Source organism: Mitsuaria sp. 7 (genome assembly GCF_001653795.1).
Lineage (GTDB): Bacteria > Pseudomonadota > Gammaproteobacteria > Burkholderiales > Burkholderiaceae_C > Roseateles.
On sequence record NZ_CP011514.1, the window covers coordinates 1,741,385 to 1,763,277 of the forward strand.

Sequence of the window (21,893 nt, forward strand, 5' to 3'; positions counted from 1 at the left end):
ATTCGACACACATTTAAACTTGCCGACTGGCAAAACAAACGGAGACACTCCCGCCGCCTGACCCTCACAGGAGGGACATACCACCACCAATCGCACCCACAGGCACGGGAGGGACTGACCACGATGGGCAAGGCACTCGTCCGCGCCCTCCTGGGCAGCGCGCTGCTGGCCGCCTGCGTCGGCGACAGCAACATCGGCATCGGCAATGGCATCGGCAATGGCATCGGCAATGGCCTTCACCATGACGGCCAGCATGGCGCCACGCATGAAGGCGGGATCCAGATCGCCTCGGACACCGGGCCGGGCGACACGACCACCACGACGCCCTTCCTCTCGCCCGCCGACGGCGCGGGCCTGACGCCGCTGTTCGCGCCGCAAGCGCCGATCGAGACGCTGCAGTTCGCGCTGCCCGACGGCACGCTGATCACGCGCTTCGGCGCCCGCGCCGTGGGCCACCACGCCCGCGAGCGCGGCGAGGAATGGAACGAGGTCGGCCAGGGCCCCAACGAGACCGTCGACGCGGCGGGCCTGCCGGTCGACCGGGGCCAGGGGGCGTACCTGAGCTTCGTGCCGAACTCCTTCAGGAACCGCACCTGGGGCATGGAGATCGTCGACGACAGCCGCGTGGCCGGCGTCACCCGGCCCACGCTGAAGATCAACACCTACAACCCGACGGTGGACTTCCTGCCGGGCGGCACCGCGTTCTTCCGCGCCTTCGACCGCGTCGGCGTGACCGGCTACGGCTGGATGGACAACGGCGAGCTGCTCGACAGGACGGTCGCGGTCTGCCGGCCGGTGGCCTATCCGGCCAACGGCCGGCCCGGCACCGACCACTGCACGGTCGTGATCAAGGACTATCCGGGTCATGCGGGCCTGGGCGCCGGCGGCATCCCCGACGGCACCCGCGTGAACGCACGGCCGCTGAAGGTCGGTGACCCGATCGAGGTGGCGCCCTCGATGTCCACGACGACCTCATCCCTGCAGGCCCTGGGAGACAACGGCAGCATCCGCCACTATTACGCCAACGAGTGGGTCTACGTCGTCGGTCAAGGCCTGACCCCGTGGTACGGCGTCGCGCCGCGCCTGAACAGCGCGCCGCTGCCGGAGTCCACGCTGTCGGGCGGCCTGGGGTCGGTCTCGTACAACTATTCGGACGAAGGCGCCCGGATGTTCCAGCAGCCGGCCAACCACATCGGCATGCAGAACATGCAGCGCTTCGTCGACGGTCGCCGCACGGCCCACAGCAGCTTCGCGACGGGGGCGCACGTCGAGCCCGGCAACGAGCCGATGGCCGCCATCGCCGGCCTGGCGGGGCCGCACTTCAACGCCACGACCTGCGTCCAGTGCCACACCGGCAACGGTCGCGGCCCGGCGCCGTCCGCGGTGCACCAGCGCCTGGACCGGATGGATTTCCCCGTGGCCGTGCGGGGCGCCGACGGCGTCCTCCGCCCGGACCCGATCTACGGCTCGGCGATCCAGATGAACGCGAGGTCGTCCTCCGGCGCACCGGAGGCCGGCGGCTACGGCGTCAAGGTCATGGGCTTCGAGACCCGCGACGTCACGATGGCGGACGGCACCCAGGTCGAACTGCGCAGGCCCCGGTTCGGTTTCGACGGTCCGATCCCCCAGCTCTGGTCGGCGCGCGTCGCGCAGCCGCTGATCGGGGTCGGCCTGCTGGAAGCGGTGCCTGAAGCGGACATCCTGGCCCGTGTGCGCACGTCGCCGGACCAGGACGGCGTCGTGGGCAGGGCCAACTTCAGCTTCGATCCGGAAACCGGCGCGACGCGCCTGGGCCGTTTCGGCTGGAAGGCTTCCAAGGCCAGCCTCCGTCACCAGGCGGCCAACGCGCTGCTGAACGACCTGTCGGTGACCTCCCCGGTGTACCCGAGCCGCAGCTGCACGACGGACCCCGTGGGCTGCCGCCGGGCGCCGTCACAGCCCGGCATCGAGGAGGCCGACCTGACCGCGCTGACGCAGTACCTGCAGTTGCTGGCGGTGCCGGCGCAACGCAGCCTGCCGAGCGGATTCCCGAAGGGCGTGGCGCCGCTGGATGAGCATCGCGTGGACGCGGTGCAGGTCGCGGCGGGGCGCAAGGTGTTCGACGCGTTGCGATGCGCGGCCTGCCACACGGCGGAGATGAAGACGGGCAGCACCCATCCCTTCGCGGAGCTGCGCGACCAGACGATCCGGCCCTTCACCGACCTGCTGCTGCACGACATGGGCCCGGCCCTGGCGGACACCTTGCCGGAAGGCCGGGCGCGGGGCGCGATGTGGCGCACGCCGGCCTTGTGGGGCATCGGCTACACGGACAAGGTGGCCGGCTCGACCCGGGTGGGATACCTGCATGACGGCCGCGCCCGCACGCTGACCGAAGCGATCCTGTGGCACGGCGGTGAAGGCGAGAAATCGCGACAACGCTTCGAGCAGTTGTCGAAGGCGGACCGCGACGCGCTGATGGCCTGGCTCAGGTCGCTGTGATGCGTTGATCGGCGGGGTCCGCGACATCATCGGCGGCCACCCGCTCCCGATGCCGCAGGATGCGCGGCAGGCTGCCTTCGATCCAGTCGGCCAGCGCCTCCACCATTTGCGCCACCTCGATGCCCATCGGCGACAGGCGGTACTCCACCCGCGGCGGGACTTCCGGATGTGACGTGCGCAGCACGAAGCCGTCGCCCTCCAGGGCCTGCAGCGTCTGCGCCAGCATCTTCTCGCTGACACCGCCGATGGTGCGCCGCAGTTCGCTGAAACGGTGCGTGCCCTTGAGCAGGACCATCAGGACCAGCACGCCCCATCGGCCGGTGACGTGCTGCATGACGTCGCGTGAGGGGCAGTCGGCCGCGAGCAGCTCGCCGCGTTTGCCGGGCTCTCCGGGAACGACGCCCAGCAGGGTGGTGATCATGGGCTTACCTTTTGGTATGTACTTACGCAAAGCGGGTTGACTCGGCATTCTGCGGCCCTCCTCCACCTGTCCACAAGGACGCCGCCTCCATGAAGCATCCGATCTCCACCGTCGCCCTGTCGCTGGCCGCCACCCTGGCGATGTCGTTCGCGCGCCCCGCGCTCGCCGACGAGGCCCCGCTGCAGCTCCAGACCTACCGCGCGGACGCCGGGAGCTTCCATGTGGCCTCGGTGCTGGTGAGCGGCAAGACCGATGCGGTGCTGATCGACGCGCAGTTCACCCGTGCCGACGCCCACCGTCTGGTGGCCGACGTGCTGGCCAGCGGCAAGCGGCTCAGGCTGGTGTACGTGAGTCAGGGCGACCCGGACTACTACTTCGGCCTGGAGGTGATCCACCAGGCCTTCCCCGAGGCCCGCATCGTCGCCTCGCGGGCCACGGCGGCGCACATCCGCGCCAGCCTGCCGGAGAAGTTGAAGGTCTGGGGGCCCAAGCTGGGAGCCAACGGACCGTCGAAGCCGATCGTGCCCCAGGTGCTGAAGGGCGACCGCATCGAACTGGAAGGCCAGTCGCTGCAGGTCGTGGGGCTGGACGGCCCGGGGGGCTTCTACAGCTTCGTGTGGATCCCGTCGATCAAGGCCATCGTCGGCGGCGTGCGCGTGTTCGGCGACATGCACCTGTGGACCAGCGACAGCGCGACGCCGGCCGAGCGGCAATGCTGGGCGCAGGACCTGCGTCGCATCGAGGCGCTCGCGCCGACCACGGTGGTGCCAGGTCATGCCAAGCCCGGCGCCGCGGAGGACCTCAGCGCCGTGCGCTTCAGCCTCGGTTACCTGGAAGCCTACGGCGAGGCGCTGTCGACGGCGGCCGACTCGACCGCGCTCATCAATGCCATGAAGCGGCGCTACCCGCAGGCTGCCGGCGACGACGTGCTGGCGCTCGGGGCCAAGGTCAACAAGGGCGAGATGCGCTGGGACGCCGTCACGGTCTGCCGTTGAGCGGCGGATCGCGCAGCGGCAGCCGGACCGTCACCACGCTGCCCTGCCCGGTCCCCGCGCTGCTGGCGCCCACGGTGCCGCCGTGGAGCTCCGCGATGCTGCGCACCAGGGCCAGCCCGACGCCCAATCCGCTGGATACGCCGGGCACGCCCTGCGCGCCGAGTGCCCCATGCCCGCGCGCATGTTCCTCGCCTTGCGAGAACGGCTCGAACGCGTGGCTCAGCGTGTCCTCGGTCATGCCGATGCCGTTGTCCGTCACGGTCAGCACGGCGTCCTCCTCCTCGCGGTGCAGGCTGAGGGCGATGCGCCCGCCCGCCGGCGTGAACTTGATCGAGTTGTTGAGCAGGTTGGACACCAGCTGGATGAGCCGGGTGCGGTCGCCGCTCAGGCGCATCGGCTCGCCGGACAGCGATGCGTGCAGCAGATGCCCGCGCGCGTCGGCCGCCGGCCGCATGCCTTCGACGGCTTCCTCGACGACGACGCCCAGCTCCAGCGGCTGCATGTCCAGCCGCACCTTGCCGGTCGTGACGCGGCTGACGTCGAGCAGGTCCTCGACCAGCCGGTGGATCTGGCGCACCTGCTTGTCGGCCACCGACAGGCACCACTCGCCGCGCGGGGTGAGCGTCTCGCGGGCCATGATGGCCAGCACGTTCATGATGGGTGCGAGCGGGTTGCGGATCTCGTGCGAGAGCATCGCGATGAACTCCGTCATGCGCCGGCTTTCATCGACGAGCTCGGCCATGCGCAGGCGCTCGGCCTCCTGCTCCCTGCGCGCCGTCAGGTCGCGCGTGACCTTGGCGTAGCCGAGCAGCTCGCCGTCCGGATTCAGGATCGCGGTGATCACCACGTTGGCCCAGAAGGTCGAACCGTCCTTGCGCACGCGCCAGCCTTCGTCCTCGAGGTGGCCCTGCTCGCGCGCGAGCTTGAGTTCCTCCGCGGGCCAGGCCCGGGCGATGTCGGGCGGCGTGTAGAAGACCGAGAAGTGACGGCCGATGACCTCATCGGCCTCGTAGCCCTTGATGCGCTGCGCGCCGGCATTCCACGTGGCGACGCGCCCCGCGGGCGTGAGCAGGAAGATGGCGTAGTCGAGCACGCCCTCGACCAGCCGGCGGTAGACGGCGTCGCCGGCCCGTTGCAGGCGGACGACGTCGTCCGCCTCGCCGGGTGCCTGGTCGTCGTGTGACCTGTCAGCCGTCATGTCGTCCCTTGTCCGTCCCACTGTGCCGTGAGTCCTGAACGCCCTGAGCGGGCGACTCTATCGCGGCGGCGCGTTCACGCCGAGCCGTTTCAGCAATCGCAGGAAGTTGCTCCGGTCCATGCCGGCGTCGCGCGCAGCCGCCGCCGTGACGCCGTCGTGGCGTCGCAGCGCGTCTTCGATCCATTGGCGCTGGAAGCGCTCGGTCGCCTCGCGCAGCCCAGGACCGGCCGTGGCACCGGCAGCGATTACCGGCTCTGCGCGGCTGGTGGCTTCGAGGGGCATACCGGCCTCCTCCTCGTCCTCCGCGCCGGGCGCAGGAATGACCGATGCAGAGGCGCCACCCCGGCCGGATGCCGAGTTCATGCCCGGGTTCATGCCCAGGCCCAGATGCTCCGGCTCGATCGCGATCCAACGCCCGCCGCGTCCCTCGCGCCCGACGCCGCCGGCCGATGACAAGGCGCGCAGCGAGGCCCGGCTGATGAGGTGTTCCAGTTCGCGCACATTGCCCGGCCAGTCATGGGCGAGCAGCGCCTGCGAGGCCGCGGGCGACAGACGCAGGTTGCGCGCGGCCAGGCGATGCTGGTTCTCCTCGAGAAAGCCGCCGGCCAGCGCCAGCACGTCGCGGCCGCGCTCGCGCAGCGGCGGCACGTGCACTGGATAGACCGAGAGCCGGTGATAGAGGTCGGCGCGGAAGCGGCCCCGCGCGACTTCCTCGCGCAGGTCGCGGTTGGTCGCGGCGATCACGCGCACGTCGACCTTCTGCACCCGATCGCTGCCGGGCCGCTGCACCTCGCCGCTCTGCAGCACGCGCAGCAGCTTGGCCTGCACCGGCAGCGGCAGCTCGCCGACCTCGTCCAGCAGCAGCGTGCCGCCGTCGGCCAGCTCGAACTTGCCGCTGCGATCCGCGATGGCGCCGGTGAACGCGCCGCGCTTGTGGCCGAAGAGCTCGCTGTCCGCGAGCGTCTCCGGCAGCGCCGCGCAATTGATCTGCACCAGCGGTCGATCGCGCCGCGATGAGCGCGCGTGCAGCCGCTCCGCGACGAGCTCCTTGCCCACGCCCGTCTCGCCGAGGATCAGCACCGTGAGGTCGGAGCCTGCGACGGTGTCGATCTCCTCGCGCAGCCGGACCATCGCGGCGCTGCGGCCCAGCAGCTCACGCGATCCGCCGCGTGACGCGGCACGCGCGAGCGTCTGTTCCTGCTCGGCGCGGCGCGCCATCTCGGCGATGGTTTCCTCGGCGGCGATGCCGGTCTCGAGCAACCGGACGATGCCTTGCAGACGGCCGTCGTCCACGCCGTCGAAGGCGTGCGGGTCCATCGCATCCAGGGTGACGAGGCCCCAGATGCGTCCGTCGACGCGCAAGGGCGCGCCCATGCAGTCGTGCACGGCCTCGAGTTCCTGCTGGTGTTCGAGCAGCCCGTCGTACGGATCGGGGAGACCGGCGTCGGACGGGAAGCGCAGGCCATGGCCGCTTTCTAGCAGGCGCGCCAGGCGCGGATGAGCGGCGGCGGGAAAGCGTCGACCGAGGGCTTCCTCCGCCAACCCGTCGACGGCCACCGGCTGCAGCACCGGAGCGCCTTCGTCGGGCAGCAGTTGCAGCAAGGCCGCGGCGTCGCATCGAACGAGACCGCGCACGGCGGCCAGCAACTGGCGGTAGCGGGAATCTGGAGTCACTTCGACCTGCACGTTGTCAATCGGACATGGGCCAATCTTCGGTCATTTCGACACCCATATCTCCTCAGTGGGATTAGTTTCCTTGAATATCAACGTCTTAGGAATGATTTCGAAAGTTGGCAGTACTGGCACGGATCGTGATTAGAAGAAGGCACCCTCAACGAATCCGGAGTACAGAAGCTCATGTTCAAGCCCCAGACCATCGCCCTGATCCAGGCCACGGTGCCGCTGCTGAAGTCGCGCGGTGAGGACATCACGCGGCACTTCTACCGCGCGATGCTGACCGGGCATCCCGAGCTGAAGGCCTTCTTCAACGAGGCGCACCAGGCCGAAGGGACGCAGGCGCGCGCGCTGGCTGGCGCGGTGCTGGCCTACGCCAGCCACATCGACCGCATCCATGAGATCGCCCCCGCCCTGCCCCGCATCATCCAGAAGCACGTGGCGCTGGGCGTGCAGCCCGAGCATTACCCGATCGTCGGCGCCTGCCTGCTGGCGGCGATCCGCGAGGTGCTGGGCGCGGACGTCGCGACCGACGAGATCATCGCCGCCTGGGCCGAGGCCTACGGCGCGCTGGCGCAGCTGCTGATCGACGCCGAGGAGCAGGTCTACGCCGCCACCGCCGCGCTGCCGGGCGGCTGGCGCGGACAGCGCGAGATGGTCGTCGCGCGCAAGGAGCGCGAGAGCGAGCTGATCACCTCGTTCTACCTGGAACCGGCCGACGGCCAGCCGCTGCCGCCCTTCCATCCGGGGCAATACCTGACCCTGGTGCTGGACATCGACGGGAAGACGGTGCGCCGGAACTACTCGCTGTCCGACGCGCCGGGCAAGCCCTGGTACCGCGTCAGCATCAAGCGTGAGGACGGCGGGCTGGTGTCCAACTGGATGCACGACATGGCCGAGGTCGGCAGCCGCCTCAACGCGCAGGCGCCGGCGGGCGAGTTCACGCTCGACGCCGCGGCCACGCGACCGCTGGTGCTGGTGACGGGCGGCGTGGGCATCACGCCGGCGATGGCGATGCTCGAATCGGCGGCGGCCAGCGGGCGGCCGATCCGCTTCATCCACGCGGCGCGACACGGCGGCGTGCATGCGTTCCGGGAGCGCGTGGACGTGCTCGCGGCGGCGCATGACAACGTCGAGGCGCTCTACGTCTACGACGCGCCGCGCGACGGCGACGAGCCGCATGAGGTCGGCTACGTCACCGATGCCCTGCTCGCGCGCCATCTGCCCGAGGACCGCGATGTCGACCTGTACCTGCTCGGCCCGAAGCCGTTCATGCAGGCGGTGTACCGGGCGGGCCGCTCGCTGGGCGTGCCGGCGGGGCAGCTCCGCTATGAGTTCTTCGGTCCGGCGGAGGAACTGGTCGGGGCCTGAGGGCGTCGGCGGGCGCCGATGGAGAGTGCTCTCCAATCGGCACCGGCCGTCACGTTCTTGACGCGGCCGCTGAGGGTCTCCCGCTAGCATGTCCCGACCCCCCGACCCCCCGACCCCCCGACCCCCTTCAAGGCGGTGACAGGGACGACAGGAAAGACTACAGGAGACTCGAATGGACTGCCTCACCCTGACCGAAGAAGCCGGCGTCGGCCACCTAGTGCTGAACCGGCCCGATGCGATGAACACGATGTCGCCGCAGCTGTGGCGCGAGCTGGAAGCGGTGCTTGAGCAGTTGCACCGCAGTCCGACGTTGCGGGCGCTGGTGATCTCGTCGACGGGCAAGCACTTCAGCGCGGGGATGTCGCTGGAGGTGTTCCAGAACGGCGGCATCCAGCTCGACGACCGCAGCGCCGAAGGCCGCGCGGCGATCGTCGACCTGCTGGCCGACATGCAGCGCGCGTTCAATCAGCTCGACGACCTCCGCGTGCCGACGATCGCGGCGATCCAGGGCGGCTGCATCGGCGGCGCGGTGGACCTGGTGGCGGCGTGCGACATCCGCTATGCGGAGACCGGCGCGTTCTTCTGCATCCAGGAGATCAACATCGGCATGGTCGCGGACCTGGGCACACTGCAGCGGCTGCCGAAGCTGGTGCCGCTCGGGGTGGTCAAGGAACTGGCCTACACGGGACGCCGCATGCCCGCAGCGCGCGCACAAGCGGTGGGTCTGGTGAACGACGTCTTCGCGACGCAGGCCGAATGCATCGAAGCCGCGCTGCAGTGCGCGCGCGAGATCGCGCAGAAGCCGCCGGTGGCGATCTGGGGCAGCAAGCAGGCGATTCACTACGCGCGCGATCACGGCGTCAAGGACAGCCTCCAGCAGATGGGCTGGCTGCAGGCAGCGATCTGGCAGAACAAGAACCTGATGGAGGCGTTCGCGGCGGCGCAGGCCAAGCGGCCGACGGCGTTCCCGGATCTGGCGGCGTTGAAGTTCTTCCGCGAGGGTTGAGGCCTCCGGCGTCGCGATGTCTATCTCGTGAGGTCGTACTCTCGTGGCGACTTGGCGGTCTGGGCGAGCCTTGCTCCCTCGTCCAACATCGCGACAGCCTCTGGCCCGACATAATATGGGCCAATCTTCTCAAAACGTTTCCTGATTGTTTTTGCAAAGAGGTTGTAGCGCTCAAGGCCGAGGGGATTGGCGATGAGCGTGCCCACTTGACCAGGAAGCAGTTGATTTTCGCCACAAAGCCCGCCTGTATTCAGGGCAACGCAATTGAAGTCGTCGGCGATATTCACCTTGTACTTTGATCCTCCGCGTCGCTGGGGAGCCTCCCTCATGTGCATCCGGTCCCCTCGCTCGACGACGATATAGGTTCTGAGTGACTTCAAATTCTCCGGGACGGAGATCACCACCAACGTGCGCTCGTCAAGCAATCCCGCGTCCACGAGCTCGATCGGGCGAACCGCCATGGCATCGCGCAACACGCCGATCAGGTCTTCATGTGTCGCGAAGAATGGTGTTACCTTGCTAGCCATGGTTTTTCACCGTGTCGTGGGCGCTCATTCCGGATAAGCGTCATTTTCCGCGTAGTATAAAACCACCTCCGCGGCCTCAAGACCTGTCTTTCCCTGCATCAACAAGTCCTCGTAGATTTCAGTGATCAAGAAGGCTTCCAGAAAATATTCGAGTCCGGTTCCCTTGAGGGCTGGATTCAAAGTCGCAGAGGTGCCAGGCCGGCGCAGAGTAATGGCCTCCGACATCAGCGACCAAGGCCGCCTCGCGTAGACGACGGCGTCTTCGTGCAGGTCTGCGGGATGCAGAAGAATGTCTCTGAGGTTCATAGTCGCGTCACGCTCGGCTGGATATCAAATGATCAGTCGGGATGATTTCCTCAGCGTCTGAACTCCGAGAAGGGCAGCGTTGTTGCCTTTAGCACCGTTGCCTGCTGTTCGGCGGTCTCCCGAATCGCATCGGGATTTGCAAGCACGGCCAGCATGTCGGATCGCCACTTGTCGACTGAACCCAACCTTTCGATGACCCGATCCGGCCACTGGGTGATCACCTCTAGATATTCTTCAAGCGCCTGCTTGCCGCGATTAATCTGTCCGCACCACGCATGAAGTGATATCGCGCTCTCGAAATAGTTGATGGAAAACGGCGCATCCGAAGCGGGAAATGTCTCAAAGCTTCGATATGCAGCCATTACCTCGTCGAGAGAAATATCCCCTTCAATCGGAAGCAGGCTGGAAGCGGCCAAGCGCTTCGCGCCCTCCGAGAAATGCTTGTCGTGATGGAGAACCTTTATATATTCGCTGGCCCGTGTTCGGACCGTGAGAAGCGGCTGAGCCACGTTGAGGGCCACGTACCCAAGCGGTCTGCTAAAGGTATGAATGTGTAGCGTCGGGCAATAGCACGAACCATCCTGCGTCTTTTCCAGCAGCACACCTTGCAGCAATGGCCCGATGCGTCGCATCAACCACATCGAATCGTAAATGACCATTTGAGGAAAGACGCTTCGCCAGTCCTCTGTCAGCCGCTTCTTGATCGAGGTTGAAAGTGCCATTCGACGCCCTATGAGCTTTGCTCAAGCTGACGAATCACCCGATTCCAATACCGCACCAGCTCGAAGTGCTGCTGCCGTGTCACCCAGGTCTTGTTGCTGGGATCGATCGGATCGCCGCCAAGGATGACGGGTTGGATCTCGACGATCTCCATCCCAGCGGGCCGCTCCGGGAGCGATCCCGTCGACTGATCGTCAATCATCGGCCAGCACCTCGAACAGGCCCTCGAAGGTCGGGGCCACGTCCAACGCGACGTCCAGCGCCATGCCGATGAAGGGGACCTGAACGATCGGCCAGCCGGGCTCCCGGGTGTCGAAGGCAAAGCCCTCCCCGCCTCCGCTCGAGCCGAACAGCAGCAGTCCAGGCGCGTAGTCGGCGACCTCGTACTCGCGGTTGAATTGCGCTAGTTCGCCGATGCGGAACAGCACCAGGAAGTTGTCCCCGACGAAGCCCTCGCCGCCGTCATGCAAGGCGATGAAGCGCAGGTACGCCGCCGGCAGCTGGCCGCCGAACTCGGCGTTGACCCGGGCGATATCTTCCGGTGATGCGCCCGCGTTGATCTCCCAGTCCTGGAGATGCGTCATGAAGTCCATAGACTAATCCGATTGAGCCGCCACGAAGGCGTCGACGGCCGGAATTCTCAACGAGGCAACACCTGGCCCCACGCCGGGAGTTCCCGCATCCCCGCGCCCACAAACGACAACGCCCGCCCTGCTTTCGCAGAAGCGCGAGCCGTCTGAGTGACAAGAAGCCGGGAGGCTTGACTCGTAACGAAGCCAAGTCCTTCGCGCTGCCGGTCAACGAATATTTAACTGCCAGACGGAAAGATGGCAGACGTCCAACGCTTCAGCTTGCTGATTTGCAATCGCGTGAACGTCCTCTGGGTTCCCAAGCACCTGAAGCATTTGATGCCCCCATGCATCGGGGCCGCCGTGGCTCGCCATGACCAGATCGGGCCATGTGCGCATTCGTTCAACGCATTGGTCAAGAAAGTCTCGGCCTTCATCAATGCGCCCTGCCCAACTCAGCAGCGAAATGGATGACTCAAAATGGAGTATTGGATACTTGTTCTGGGCGAAGCCGACGCTCTCATGCTCGATATAGGCTTTGAGAACTTGATCCAATCCCAGATCGCCCTCAAGGGGCAGAAGGCTCTCGCGCCTCAGTCTCAGGGCTGCAGAATGAAAATTCTTCTCATGATGTAAGAGTTTCAAACTGTCATGGGCTTGAGTGCGTTCAGTCAAAAGCGGCTGACCCAACCCGATGGTGATGAAGCCTGTGGGACGCGTCAATGCATGGAGGTGGACCGTTGGGCAATAGGATTCATTTCCTTGCGTGGGCTTAAGAAGGATGCCTTGAATCAAAGGACCTATGCGCCTCGCAAGCCACATGGGCTCGTAAAGTCCCATTTCCGGAAAGAGACCCAGCCAATCCTGCGTCAGACTCAGTTTCAGTGATTTATTGATTTTCATCGCGAATCAATTGCTCACCATCAACGATCCTCTGGGAGTTCTACCCTATCGATTCCCAACGCGCTGCTCATGATGCCAGAGGAAATAATCTTGCAAATTACCAGAGATTGCTTTCCCGTCAAACATCAATTGCATTGGTTTTGCAGCGCCGACCAGAAGGGTTGTTCCGTCAAGAATTCCAAAGATTTCCGATATGCAATCCACAGAAGTTTGTTGCAAAAGCTCAATCAGAGCCGCGCGGTCATCCTTCGATAAACGACTATAAAGTCCGTGTGCACGAAGCCATGATGGCGAGGTGGCGGTTGCGAGATCGGTCGCCTCAATGGCCTCGACCCAATCCTCCGTGCCGCGTTCAATAGCTTGGGCGTACACCAAGCTTGTGAATTCTTCGGTGTTCATACGATTCGTCGGTTGCCACGAGGTGAGAGGTCGAGTCAATCCTCAGCGTGTGTGAGGATGGAACCTGGATTCTCAGCGAGGCAACACCTGACCCTCCGTCGGGAGTTCCCCTCGTCCGCCCCGCTCACAAACGACAACGCCCGCCCTGCTTTCGCAGGAGCGGGCGCCGCCTGAGTGACAAGAAGCCGGGAGGCTTACTTGTTCACCGCATCCTTCAGCGCCTTGCCGGCGGTGAACTTCGCGACCTTGGAGGCCGGGATGTCCAGCGCTTCGCCGGTGGCGGGGTTCTTGCCGGTGCGCGCGGCACGGTCGCTCACCTTGAAGGTGCCGAAGCCGACCAGGGCGATCTGGTCGCCCGAAGCCAGCGCTTCGGTGATGGTTTCCAGGGTCGCGTCCAGGGCGGTCGCAGCCACGGCACGGGTCACGCCAGCCTTGGTGGCGATGCCTTCAATCAGTTCACTCTTGTTCATCAATGCTTCCAGTAAAAAACCAGGGTCCGGCTAGCCGGGGCCGGCGATTATCAGCCAGTCCTGACCACCCACCTGTTTGAACACGCAACCGGCCACCCCTTCTCCCCCCTCAAACGTCCGCATGGCGGATTTCATCGCCCGTTTGAGCGACACGGCCATGGCATTCGAGCGGGGCCAAACCCACTTCAGGCAGCCTCTTGCAAGAAAAAAGCCTGGCGCTCGCGCACCAGGCTTTCGAGGTCCATCCTACCCGACCCGCCCCACAGGGGCGGATCAGGCGCTGGAACCGGGGCAGATTACCAGCCCAGATCCTTCAGCAGCGGCTTGGTCAGGTCCTTCGGCGGCACCAGGATCAGGCCCAGGTCCGGGCTGATGTTCGGTTCCATCAGCAGGTTCGGCGAAGCCGAGACATCCCAGTGCGACACGGACGAGCCCGAAGCGATCGGGTTCGGCGTGTACAGCAGCGGACGGCCCAGAGCGTCGGCGCCGGCACGCTTGCTCGGATCGCTGGACAGCGACGAGGTCGCCAGGCCCGGCTTGCCGCGGGCGCCGTAAGGCACCGACGCGGTGATCGCCGTGCGCAGCTTGACGCCGTCAGCCTGCGAGACGCTGACCGTCGGGATCACCACCGTCGGGTCCGCTCCGCCCAGGCCGGGCGCCGCACCGGCCGCGTTGTTGGCGATGATCACGCCGATCGCGCCCGCGTTCTGCGCGTTCTTGGCCTTGACCGCGAAGCCGCAGGTGCCGCGATCGATGATCGCCACCTTGCCCGCCACCGCCGCGGCGTTGGCCGGGCTGAACGGCAGGCAGCCTGCGCCGTTGACCGGATCCGCCGGCACCGTCGCCAGCGCGCCCAGGTTCAGACCGCTGCTCACGGCCGGACCGAAGGAGGCCGTGCCGTACGGATACTGGCCGGACTGGCCAGGCGCCGAGGACGCGATCTTCAGCACCGGCGTGGCGGCCAGCATGTTGGCACCGGCCAGCACGTTGGGGCCGATCCATGCCAGACCCAGCGGATTGATCGCCGACGCGCCACGTTCGGCGCTCGTCATCGTGAGCCAGGTCTTGCCCGCCGTGTTGTCATACATGTACTGCTCCCAGACGCTGGGCAGTCCACCGTTGGCGACGTAGGCCGTGCCGTCCGCGTTCAGGCGGTAGCCGACCGCGGGGGCGACCGAACCGGTGTAGACCGTCAGCACCGAGAAGCCCAGGCCGTGGCCCAGCTCATGCAACAGCGTTTCGACGAAGTTCACGCCGGTGCCGAAGTTGCCGTCGAGGCCCAGGTAGAACGGCGAGCCGTCCAGGCAACCCGTCTTGCCGAGGTTGATGTTGAACTGGGTCTTGATGTCGACGTTGTCGTAGCCGGATTCGCCCGGGGGCTGATCCGCGCTCAGGTTCTCGCCGGCCAGCTTGTTGGCCAGGGCCTGCGGGTACCAGGTTCCAGGCGTGCCGCCGGGGAAGTCGTGCCAGATGTTCCAGGCGCCGGCGCTGCCCAGCACCGCCTGCGAGGCGCTGCAGGTCAGCGGCTCCCAGCCGGCGTTCACGGTGATCGTGACGTTGCTGTCGAGCGCCTTCTCCCACACGTCCGCCACGTAGCGGTAGACGTACATGCGCTGCTCGCCCAAGGTGGTCTTGGGGTTGCCGCCGACCGGGGCGACCGGCGTGGTGTCGTTGAAGCCGACGCCCGCGGGGTCACGGCTCTGGATGACGATGGTGGCGGCCTGGGCGGCGCCGGCGGCGCACAGCGCGGCCAGCAGCGCCGTGCGGATCACGGTGTTCTTGAAGGATGTCTGCATGGCTTACTCCGTGGGCAGGGCCGACTTGGCGACCGCGCCGCCGTTCTTCATGAAGGCTTCGGCCTCTTCCTTGCTGGCGAAGCAGGCTTCGATGAGCTTGCCGTCGGCGCCGCGCACCATGACGGACTGGCTCACCATGTCCTCGGTCAGGCGCACGCCGATGGCGCCGCTGCGATGCTGCTTGAGCACCGGCGTCAGCGCGGCCGCGCGCGACGCGACGCGCGCCCGGGCGTTGACATTGGCGGGCAGCGACTTGAGGGCGGTGATGGCGGTGTGCTCCTCGGGCGTGGCCGGACGCAGCTGGCCGGTCTCGGCATCGCGCACGATGACGATCTGGTTGACGTCGGCAGCGGCGGCGTCAGCCACCGACAGCGCGGCGGGAGCGGCCGGAGCGGCGGCTTCGTGAGCCTGCGCCGCCAGCGGCAGGGCCGCGGCGATCGCCAGGCCCAGGGAAATGCGGGTGATCATGGTCGTTGTCCTTGCGGAGATGACTCGGAGGTTCCGATGATTCGAAACGCGGCTCAAACCTGTGCGCGGCGGCGACGTGCGGCCACCAGGCCCAGCAGGCTCACGCCGGCCAGCGCCCAGGTCGACGGCTCGGGCACGTTGACGCTGACGTTGTCGACGCCGACGTAGTTCGCGTTGTCCGCGGCACCGGCGTACTGGATCGCGAAGCGCGAGGTCGCGCCCGCGCCCTGGCCCGACAGCAGGAAGCTGTACTGGGTCCATTCGCCCGCCACCGTCACGGTCGCCTGCGGCACGAAGCTGCTGAAGACGCCCGCGGCGTTCACCAGGCCGTAGGTCAGCTGGTCGAAGAAGCCGGCCTGGATGTCGCCGCGCGCCCAGAAGGACACTTCCAGGTTCTCGGCGGTCGAGAACACGGGGCTGATCAGCCAGCTCGACAGCGTGCCACCGGCGGGCGCGTTGTTGTAGTTGGACGTGATGTACGAATTGGCCGCGCCGCTCAGCGCGGTGAAGATCGACTGGTCGCCCTGCACCCACGGCTGGGTCAGTCCGCCCGGCGTGCCCTGGTTGGAGATGATCCAGCCGGGAAGCGCGTTGACATCGTCGAATCCCTCGTTGATGAGGGTGGGCCCCGCGTGGGCCGCGGCCGCGGCGCCGACGAGCGCCAGGGCCAGACAGGTCTTCTTGAACATTGCTGCGTCCTTTTCAGGATGAAGGTGGGATATCCACCTGGACTTGAACGACGGCGCACCGTGATGCGGTGCGCTGTCTTGACTGCTGACGGCCGGCGGGAGGACGACCTTCGGGCGTGTCGATTCTGTGACTCTTGTCACGGAGAGCACGAGGGGGTCGGGCCGGGTGTCCCCCTCGGTACGGGGGTGGTTCTTTCCCTAGGGGATGACCCTTTCGGGCTGCAAGGCGGGAAAACGGCGCGTCTGCGGCGGGGTCAGGACTTGCGCGAGTGGGTGACTGGGGCGGGACGCAAACGGCGCGCAAACGCATTCGCACAGGGAACACGGGAACGCGCACGCCCTGCACGGTGGTCGCTCCCCGGCGGCGGAACCCGCCCACCCCGGGCGATCGACGTTTAACGAGGCGCTCACATCGCCCGACGGAAGTGTGGCGGCCTCGGTGTAAATACCGATGGGCAACGCGGCGCAATGTCCCGTCCGTGTCACTGCTTCCAGGGGACAGGTCTCCCCTGCGGGGGAGGCGGACCTCGGACATTCGTCCGATACCGGCGCCAGGCTCGAACCGCGACAGTTGAGCCCTGTCTTGAACACCCTCGACATCCTCCCAACCACCAGGAGCCAGACCATGAACTTCACCCGCCGCTTCATCGCCACCGCCGCTGCCGCCGCCGCCCTCGCCGCCTCGGCCGGCCTGTCGACCGCCGCGCTGGCCGCCACGCCGGCTGCCGCCGCGCAGCCCTCGGTCGTCATCGTCCACGGCGCCTTCGCCGACGGCTCCGACTGGGCCAAGGTCATCCCGCTGCTGCAGCGCGAAGGCGTGCAGGTCACGGCGGTGCAGAACCCGCTGAGCTCGCTGGCCGACGACGTCGCCGCCGCGCGCCGCGCGATCGACGCGCAGCCCGGCAAGGTCGTGCTGGTCGGCCACTCCTGGGGCGGCACGGTGATCACCGAAGCCGGCAACTCGGACAAGGTCGCCTCGCTGGTTTACGTGGCCGCGTTCGCGCCCGACGTCGGCCAGAACACCGCCGAGCAGGGCAAGGGCTTCCCGGCGCCCTCCGGCTTCGCGCACATCAAGCCCGACGCGCAAGGCTGGCTCAGCCTGACCGCCGAAGGCATGAAGAACCACTTCGCGCAAGACCTGCCCCCGGCGGCGACCGCCGTGATGACGGCGACCCAGGGCCCGATCCAGGCCAAGGCCTTCGATCAGACGGTGTCCGCCGCGGCGTGGAAGAACAAGCCGTCGTACTACCTGCTGGCCACCGCCGACCACATGATCGACCCCGAGGCGCAGGCATCGATGGCCAAGCGCGCCGGCGCCAAGGTGACGAAGGTCGACAGCTCGCACGTGCCCCAGCAGTCGAAGCCGGAAGCGGTGGCCAAGGTCATCCTGGACGCCGTCCGGCAATCCCGGTAAGGTCCGCGCCGTCCGCGGGCACCCATCACGCGGTGCCCGCGGCGCGCAGCACTTTCCCCTGGGACGCCGTGACCGATCCTTCTCCCCTGCCCCCTCCGATTCCTTCCTCCACGGCTTGCGCCGCGACCTCCACGCGGGCCACCACGGCCACCGTGGTCGTCCCGGCGGGCTCGCGCGTGGCGGTGCTCGACGCCGTGCGCGCGTTGGCGTTCGTGGGCGACCTCAGCATGGGGCAACCCGTCGACCATTCGACGCGGACGGGCTGGCTCGCCGCGCGCATCGCGGAGGCCGCCCGGGCCGAAGGCCTCGCGCTGGGCCGCGATGCCGACCAGTCGCCCGGCCACGCCGCCTGCGTGGCGCTGCTGCGCTGGTCCGGCTGCACGGCCAACGCGCCGGAAATCGCGGTCGCGCTGGGCGACGACGTCGACGGACGCGACGCGATGCTGTCCAACGGCTCGGCGAAGGAAGCCTCCGCGCTGGCCGACACGCTCGGCGAGGCGGCGTTGATCCATTGCGAGGTCGCCGGCGAGATCGCCCGGCTGCTGGGCCTGCCGGCCAACATCGAGCGCGCGATGCGCCACCTCTTCGAGACCTGGGACGGTGGCGGCAAACCTGCCGGGCTTCGCGGCGACGAGGTGCCGGCCGTCGTCTTCCATGTGGCGCTGGCGGGAGATCTGGAGATCTTCTCGCGCGTGCACGGCGTACCTGCGGCGCTGCGCCACATCGCCGAGCGGTCGGATGCGAAGTATCCGAAGGCGCTGGTGGAACTCGTGACGCGGCACGCGCAAGCGTGGATGGCCGCGCTGGAGGCCGGTGCCCATGAAGGCAGCGCGCTTGACGCCGGAAACGGGGGCACCCCGCGCGCTGCGAGTCGCGATGCCGCCGACCTCGACGCGGCCCTGGCCGCTCTCGAGACCCCGCTCGAGCTGGTCGCCGATGTCATCGACCTCAAGCTGCCCTGGATGACAGGCCTGTCGCGACGCGTGGCCGATGCAGCCCGCGACGCAGGCGCAGTGCTCGGCCTCGACGCGGCCGCGCTGGAGCAGTTGCACCGCGCGGGACTGCTGCACGGCATCGGCCGCGCGTCCGTGCCCAACGCGATCTGGAACGAGGACCGCCGCCTCGGCGAGGCCGACCGCGAAAAACTCCGGCTCATGCCCTACTGGACCGGACGCGCCGCGCGACGCCTGACCGCGCTGCACGCCGAGGCGGAGTTGGCCTCCTACGTCGACGAACGCATGGACGGCTCCGGCGCCTTCCGCAGCGCGTCAGGCGCGGCGATCCCGATGCCGGCACGGGTGCTGGCCGCAGCAGCGGCGTGGGTGACCGTGAGGACCGCCCGGCCGGGCGCACCTGCCCTCGACACCGACGCCGCGCGCGCGGCCATGGGCAAGGAAGTGGCAGCCGGACGCCTCGATCCACAAGCCGCCGACGCCGTCTGCGGCGGCGAGCGTCGCCGCGCGGTCGCACCTGCGCCCTCATCGACGGCGATCACGCTGTCCGCTCGCGAGACCGAGGTGCTCGGCCGCATCGCCATCGGCGAGAGCAACAAGGAAGCCGCAAAGGTCCTCGGCATCAGCCCCGCCACCGTGCGCACCCACCTGGAAAGCGCGTTCCGCAAGCTCGAATGCAGCACGCGGGCGGCGGCCACGCTCAAGGCGATGACGATGGGGTTGCTGACGGTCTGAGACCGACTACCTGCCCTCGCCAGGGCGTTGGCCGCTGGACCATGGGGCCTTGGCGTCAAGCGCCAAAACCCCACGGACCACCGTCCCCAACCAATGGCTGACTTCGGCGATCACTTCGACGGGCTTGTCCTTGTGCGGCGAGTGGCCGCATGCAGGGATTTCGAAGAGGCGCGTCTGAGGGACCTCGCGCGCGATGCCGCGGATCTGCTCGAGGGTGCCGTATTCGTCGTCGACACCCTGCATCGCGAGCAGCGGACAGTTGATCGCGCGGATCTCTTCGACGATCGACCAGTCTCGGAACGCGGGACTCAACCAGCTCCCGCTCCAACCACCGAACGGCGAATCAGGATCGTCGTGGAAGCGCGCCAGGCGCTTGCGCAACGGACCCGCCTCATAGACCTCCACGGTCCTGCGGATGCCTTCCAGCGACAGCTCCTCGACCACGATGTGCGGCGCGGCAACCACTGCCCCCGCCGTCGGCAACTTCGCCGCATGCAGCAGCGCGATGGAGCCCCCGTCGCTGTGCCCGAACAACCAGGGCGGCGAGGTCACGCCCAGTCCCGCGAGGACCGCGGGCAGCACCTCATGCGCCTGCCGGTGCAGGTAGTCGACATCCCAGCGATCGTCCGGCGCCCGCATCGTCGAGCGCCCGTAGCCCGGCCGCGAGTACACGAGCCCGCGCATGCCGACCGCCTCGCACAGGCGCTCCGGGAAGTCCCGCCACATCGCGATCGAGCCCAGGCCCTCGTGCAGGAAAACCATCACCGGGGCGTCAATCGAATCGTTGACCCAGATGTACTCGATGTCGGTGGCCCGACCTCGCCAGTCGATGCGAAGCCGTGGCGTCGAAGTCGTGGTGTTCATGGGCACGCATCTTAGGCATGCGCCTGGAAGCACGTTGTCGCGCAGGCGCTCACGCGATCGGCACGCCGTCGACGAGCCTCTTGGCCAACCGCGGTTGCCGCAGACGCTCGACCCACCAGTCCAGCGCGCGGCCTTCGTGCTCGCCGCGCCAGGCGACGTAGAGCGTGTTGGGCTCGCGCGGATCGACGGTGCGTTTCTCCACCAGTTCCCCGCGTTCGATCAGGCCGCTGACGCGATGTCGCGGCAGCCAGCCGACGCCGAGTCCGTCCGCCTGCGCCCGGGCCTTGGCCGCCATGCCCGGCACCGCGAGCTGCGCTTGCCCGCCCTGGATGCCGTAGCTGCGTGCGCTCGCGCCGCGTGAGGTGTCCGCCACGACGATCGCACGATGCGCCCGGATGGAGTCCCGGCTCAGCGGCTCCGGCGCCTTGGCCAGAGGATGCCGGGGCGAGACGGCGAAGGTCCAGGCCATCTGACCGAGCTCGAACCAGCGCAGGCCAGGAATGGCCGGCGGCTCGTTGGTCGCGCCGACGACCAGGTCGGCGCGGCCTTCGCGCAGCGCCTCCCAGGTGCCACCGAGCACCTCGTGCGTGAAGCGCAGGCCGACGCCGGCCTCGAGCTTGTCGAAGTCCGCGATCACCGGCAGCAGGGTCGCCATCTCCAGGAGTTCGTCGGTGACGATCGTGAGGCGGTCCTCCCAGCCGTTGGCGACCTGCTTCACCCGGGTGTTCAGGCGCGTCATGTCGGCCATGAGTCGCTGCGCCTCTGTCGCGAGCAGTTGCCCCGCGGGCGTCAGTTGCAGGCGGTACCGGCGCCGGTCGAAGAGCAAGGCGTCGTAGCGCGTTTCCAACTGCCGCGCGGCGTGCGAGATCGTCGACGGCGCCTTGCCCAGCGCCGCTGCGGCACGCGAGAGGCTGCCCGTCGTCCGGATGGCCTCCAGCAGCGCGAGTTCTTCCTGACTCAACATGTTCGATGCTTTCGAATGAGTGCGTCGCGATTGTGGTGCGACTTCCCCGGCGGGAGCGACGAATATTCATTCATCGCCAGGCAGCAAGGCCAAAGCGAAACACCCACCCCCGGCATCGCCGGACCTCACGCACCGAACGAGTCTGAAAGGAAACACCATGAACGCCATCACTTCCACCGCCTCCGTGACCACCACCGGTCGTGCCGGTCGCTTCGCCGGCAAGACCGCACTGGTCACCGGCGGCAGCAGCGGCATCGGCCTGGCCGCCGCGAAGGCCTTCGTCGCCGAGGGCGCCCGCGTGGTCATCACCGGTCGCGATGAAGCGGCCCTGGCCCGCGCCAGCGCGGAGATCGGCGGCGACGTCATCGCCCTGCGCAACGATGCCGGTCAGATCGCCGAAGCGGCCGCGCTCGGCCAGGCACTGCGCGACCGGGACATCCAGCTCGACGCCGTGTTCCTGAACGCCGGGGTCGCGAAGTTCGCGCCGCTGGCCGACGTCACCGAAGCGCTGTGGGACCAGACTTTCGACACCAACATCAAGGGCCCCTACTTCCAGGTGCAGGCGCTGCTCCCGCAGCTGCGCCGAGGCGCTTCGATCGTCATCAACGGCTCGATCAACGCGCGCATCGGCATGCCGAACTCGTCGATCTACGCGGCGAGCAAGGCCGCGCTGATCTCGCTGGCCAAGACGCTGTCCGCCGAGCTGCTGCCCAACGGCGTGCGGGTGAACGTCGTCAGCCCGGGCCCGATCCAGACGCCGCTCTACGGCAAGCTGGGCATGGACGCCGCCACGCTGGACGCGACCGCCGCGGCCATCCTGGGTCAGATCCCGCTGGGCCGTTTCGGCACGGCGGAGGAACTGGCCTCGACGGTGCTGCATCTGGCGGCAGCGGAGTCGGCCTTCATCGTCGGCACGGAGATCATCGTGGACGGCGGCATGAGCCAGCTGTGAGCCCGCTTTGAGCCAGGCTTG

23 protein-coding genes are annotated in these 21,893 nt (G+C 67.7%); 7 read left to right on the plus strand and 16 right to left on the minus strand.

Translation table 11 applies throughout. The features are described 5' to 3' along the window. The first annotated feature begins 123 nt into the window (after positions 1-123). A complete protein-coding gene (locus ABE85_RS07720; RefSeq protein ID WP_067272199.1) occupies positions 124-2,478 on the plus strand; it encodes a di-heme oxidoredictase family protein in 2,355 nt (784 codons plus the stop codon). Here ABE85_RS07720 and ABE85_RS07725 read toward each other — a convergent pair. Further along, positions 2,465-2,899, minus strand: coding sequence for a helix-turn-helix domain-containing protein (locus ABE85_RS07725; protein WP_067272202.1), 435 nt, complete (start codon positions 2,897-2,899; stop codon positions 2,465-2,467). The genes ABE85_RS07720 and ABE85_RS07725 overlap by 14 nt on opposite strands. 89 nt (positions 2,900-2,988) lie before the next feature. Here ABE85_RS07725 and ABE85_RS07730 point away from each other — a divergent pair, with 89 nt between their 5' ends. After that, entirely contained in the window at positions 2,989-3,894 is a 906-nt protein-coding gene (locus ABE85_RS07730) for an MBL fold metallo-hydrolase (protein ID WP_067272206.1), read from the plus strand. Here the strand turns inward: ABE85_RS07730 and ABE85_RS07735 are convergent. Both ABE85_RS07735 and norR read right to left on the minus strand, forming a co-directional pair. Beyond that, positions 3,878-5,092 (minus strand): PAS domain-containing sensor histidine kinase, encoded by a 1,215-nt coding sequence (locus ABE85_RS07735; protein ID WP_067272209.1) that lies wholly within the window; start codon positions 5,090-5,092, stop codon positions 3,878-3,880. The two genes, ABE85_RS07730 and ABE85_RS07735, sit on opposite strands and share 17 nt — an antisense overlap. 57 nt (positions 5,093-5,149) lie before the next feature. After that, entirely contained in the window at positions 5,150-6,778 is a 1,629-nt protein-coding gene (gene norR, locus ABE85_RS07740) for a nitric oxide reductase transcriptional regulator NorR (protein WP_255362647.1), read from the minus strand. Positions 6,779-6,949: 171 nt separating this feature from the next. Between norR and hmpA the strand changes: the two genes are divergently transcribed. Next, positions 6,950-8,137 (plus strand): NO-inducible flavohemoprotein, encoded by a 1,188-nt coding sequence (gene hmpA / locus ABE85_RS07745; protein WP_067272214.1) that lies wholly within the window; start codon positions 6,950-6,952, stop codon positions 8,135-8,137. Positions 8,138-8,309: 172 nt separating this feature from the next. Beyond that, a complete protein-coding gene (locus ABE85_RS07750; RefSeq protein WP_067272217.1) occupies positions 8,310-9,143 on the plus strand; it encodes an enoyl-CoA hydratase-related protein in 834 nt (277 codons plus the stop codon). 20 nt (positions 9,144-9,163) lie between these two features. On the opposite strand, the gene ABE85_RS07755 is transcribed toward ABE85_RS07750, so the two are convergent. From ABE85_RS07755 to ABE85_RS07795, 11 genes are all read right to left on the minus strand, one after another. Beyond that, complete coding sequence (locus ABE85_RS07755) at positions 9,164-9,670, minus strand: hypothetical protein (RefSeq protein WP_067272221.1); 507 nt, start codon at positions 9,668-9,670, stop codon at positions 9,164-9,166. 24 nt (positions 9,671-9,694) lie between these two features. Beyond that, complete coding sequence (locus ABE85_RS07760; RefSeq protein WP_067272225.1) at positions 9,695-9,976, minus strand: hypothetical protein; 282 nt, start codon at positions 9,974-9,976, stop codon at positions 9,695-9,697. 50 nt (positions 9,977-10,026) lie between these two features. Further along, on the minus strand, positions 10,027-10,698 hold the full coding sequence (locus ABE85_RS07765; protein ID WP_157522045.1) for a hypothetical protein: 672 nt from the start codon (positions 10,696-10,698) through the stop codon (positions 10,027-10,029). Positions 10,699-10,706: 8 nt separating this feature from the next. Next, a complete protein-coding gene (locus tag ABE85_RS07770) occupies positions 10,707-10,898 on the minus strand; it encodes a hypothetical protein (RefSeq protein WP_067272231.1) in 192 nt (63 codons plus the stop codon). Next, complete coding sequence (locus ABE85_RS07775) at positions 10,891-11,280, minus strand: SMI1/KNR4 family protein (RefSeq protein ID WP_082938991.1); 390 nt, start codon at positions 11,278-11,280, stop codon at positions 10,891-10,893. The genes ABE85_RS07770 and ABE85_RS07775 overlap by 8 nt, the downstream gene beginning before the upstream one ends. Positions 11,281-11,493: 213 nt before the next feature. After that, complete coding sequence (locus ABE85_RS27420) at positions 11,494-12,168, minus strand: hypothetical protein (RefSeq protein WP_157522048.1); 675 nt, start codon at positions 12,166-12,168, stop codon at positions 11,494-11,496. A gap of 45 nt (positions 12,169-12,213) precedes the next feature. Further along, positions 12,214-12,567: a hypothetical protein gene (locus tag ABE85_RS27425; RefSeq protein WP_157522051.1), complete on the minus strand. Its 354-nt coding sequence runs from the start codon at positions 12,565-12,567 to the stop codon at positions 12,214-12,216. A gap of 194 nt (positions 12,568-12,761) precedes the next feature. Continuing rightward, positions 12,762-13,037, minus strand: coding sequence for an HU family DNA-binding protein (locus ABE85_RS07780; protein ID WP_067272237.1), 276 nt, complete (start codon positions 13,035-13,037; stop codon positions 12,762-12,764). Between the two features lie 296 nt (positions 13,038-13,333). Then, entirely contained in the window at positions 13,334-14,833 is a 1,500-nt protein-coding gene (locus ABE85_RS28725; protein ID WP_067272240.1) for a PA domain-containing protein, read from the minus strand. A gap of 3 nt (positions 14,834-14,836) precedes the next feature. Then, a complete protein-coding gene (locus ABE85_RS07790; protein ID WP_067272244.1) occupies positions 14,837-15,301 on the minus strand; it encodes a post-PEP-CTERM-1 domain-containing protein in 465 nt (154 codons plus the stop codon). 53 nt (positions 15,302-15,354) lie between these two features. Then, on the minus strand, positions 15,355-15,990 hold the full coding sequence (locus ABE85_RS07795) for a choice-of-anchor J family PEP-CTERM protein (RefSeq protein WP_067272247.1): 636 nt from the start codon (positions 15,988-15,990) through the stop codon (positions 15,355-15,357). Between the two features lie 625 nt (positions 15,991-16,615). Between ABE85_RS07795 and ABE85_RS07800 the strand changes: the two genes are divergently transcribed. Both ABE85_RS07800 and ABE85_RS07805 read left to right on the plus strand, forming a co-directional pair. Continuing rightward, a complete protein-coding gene (locus ABE85_RS07800) occupies positions 16,616-17,404 on the plus strand; it encodes an alpha/beta hydrolase (RefSeq protein ID WP_067272249.1) in 789 nt (262 codons plus the stop codon). A gap of 68 nt (positions 17,405-17,472) precedes the next feature. Then, positions 17,473-19,092 (plus strand): HD domain-containing phosphohydrolase, encoded by a 1,620-nt coding sequence (locus ABE85_RS07805; RefSeq protein WP_310732603.1) that lies wholly within the window; start codon positions 17,473-17,475, stop codon positions 19,090-19,092. A 6-nt stretch (positions 19,093-19,098) separates the two neighbouring features. Here the strand turns inward: ABE85_RS07805 and ABE85_RS07810 are convergent, their stop codons facing one another. After that, a complete protein-coding gene (locus tag ABE85_RS07810) occupies positions 19,099-19,956 on the minus strand; it encodes an alpha/beta fold hydrolase (protein WP_067272255.1) in 858 nt (285 codons plus the stop codon). A 49-nt stretch (positions 19,957-20,005) separates the two neighbouring features. Then, positions 20,006-20,920 (minus strand): LysR family transcriptional regulator, encoded by a 915-nt coding sequence (locus ABE85_RS07815; RefSeq protein WP_067272259.1) that lies wholly within the window; start codon positions 20,918-20,920, stop codon positions 20,006-20,008. A 157-nt stretch (positions 20,921-21,077) separates the two neighbouring features. Here ABE85_RS07815 and ABE85_RS07820 point away from each other — a divergent pair, with 157 nt between their 5' ends. Further along, positions 21,078-21,872 (plus strand): SDR family oxidoreductase, encoded by a 795-nt coding sequence (locus ABE85_RS07820; RefSeq protein WP_067272262.1) that lies wholly within the window; start codon positions 21,078-21,080, stop codon positions 21,870-21,872. Positions 21,873-21,893 lie beyond the last annotated feature (21 nt).

Excerpts from the sequence above, each read along its gene's own strand:
- ABE85_RS07735 (WP_067272209.1), bottom strand. The coding sequence starts at position 5,092 with ATGACGGCTGACAGGTCACACGACGACCAGGCACCCGGCGAGGCGGAC.
- ABE85_RS07720 (WP_067272199.1), top strand. The coding sequence starts at position 124 with ATGGGCAAGGCACTCGTCCGCGCCCTCCTGGGCAGCGCGCTGCTGGCC.
- ABE85_RS28725 (WP_067272240.1), bottom strand. The coding sequence starts at position 14,833 with ATGCAGACATCCTTCAAGAACACCGTGATCCGCACGGCGCTGCTGGCC.
- ABE85_RS07770 (WP_067272231.1), bottom strand. The coding sequence starts at position 10,898 with ATGATTGACGATCAGTCGACGGGATCGCTCCCGGAGCGGCCCGCTGGG.
- ABE85_RS07750 (WP_067272217.1), top strand. The coding sequence starts at position 8,310 with ATGGACTGCCTCACCCTGACCGAAGAAGCCGGCGTCGGCCACCTAGTG.
- ABE85_RS07775 (WP_082938991.1), bottom strand. The coding sequence starts at position 11,280 with ATGACGCATCTCCAGGACTGGGAGATCAACGCGGGCGCATCACCGGAA.
- ABE85_RS07725 (WP_067272202.1), bottom strand. The coding sequence starts at position 2,899 with ATGATCACCACCCTGCTGGGCGTCGTTCCCGGAGAGCCCGGCAAACGC.
- ABE85_RS07730 (WP_067272206.1), top strand. The coding sequence starts at position 2,989 with ATGAAGCATCCGATCTCCACCGTCGCCCTGTCGCTGGCCGCCACCCTG.
- ABE85_RS07765 (WP_157522045.1), bottom strand. The coding sequence starts at position 10,698 with ATGGCACTTTCAACCTCGATCAAGAAGCGGCTGACAGAGGACTGGCGA.
- ABE85_RS27425 (WP_157522051.1), bottom strand. The coding sequence starts at position 12,567 with ATGAACACCGAAGAATTCACAAGCTTGGTGTACGCCCAAGCTATTGAA.
- ABE85_RS07810 (WP_067272255.1), bottom strand. The coding sequence starts at position 19,956 with ATGAACACCACGACTTCGACGCCACGGCTTCGCATCGACTGGCGAGGT.
- ABE85_RS07795 (WP_067272247.1), bottom strand. The coding sequence starts at position 15,990 with ATGTTCAAGAAGACCTGTCTGGCCCTGGCGCTCGTCGGCGCCGCGGCC.
- ABE85_RS07820 (WP_067272262.1), top strand. The coding sequence starts at position 21,078 with ATGAACGCCATCACTTCCACCGCCTCCGTGACCACCACCGGTCGTGCC.
- ABE85_RS07800 (WP_067272249.1), top strand. The coding sequence starts at position 16,616 with ATGAACTTCACCCGCCGCTTCATCGCCACCGCCGCTGCCGCCGCCGCC.
- ABE85_RS07755 (WP_067272221.1), bottom strand. The coding sequence starts at position 9,670 with ATGGCTAGCAAGGTAACACCATTCTTCGCGACACATGAAGACCTGATC.
- hmpA (WP_067272214.1), top strand. The coding sequence starts at position 6,950 with ATGTTCAAGCCCCAGACCATCGCCCTGATCCAGGCCACGGTGCCGCTG.
- ABE85_RS27420 (WP_157522048.1), bottom strand. The coding sequence starts at position 12,168 with ATGAAAATCAATAAATCACTGAAACTGAGTCTGACGCAGGATTGGCTG.
- ABE85_RS07815 (WP_067272259.1), bottom strand. The coding sequence starts at position 20,920 with ATGTTGAGTCAGGAAGAACTCGCGCTGCTGGAGGCCATCCGGACGACG.
- ABE85_RS07760 (WP_067272225.1), bottom strand. The coding sequence starts at position 9,976 with ATGAACCTCAGAGACATTCTTCTGCATCCCGCAGACCTGCACGAAGAC.
- ABE85_RS07790 (WP_067272244.1), bottom strand. The coding sequence starts at position 15,301 with ATGATCACCCGCATTTCCCTGGGCCTGGCGATCGCCGCGGCCCTGCCG.
- ABE85_RS07780 (WP_067272237.1), bottom strand. The coding sequence starts at position 13,037 with ATGAACAAGAGTGAACTGATTGAAGGCATCGCCACCAAGGCTGGCGTG.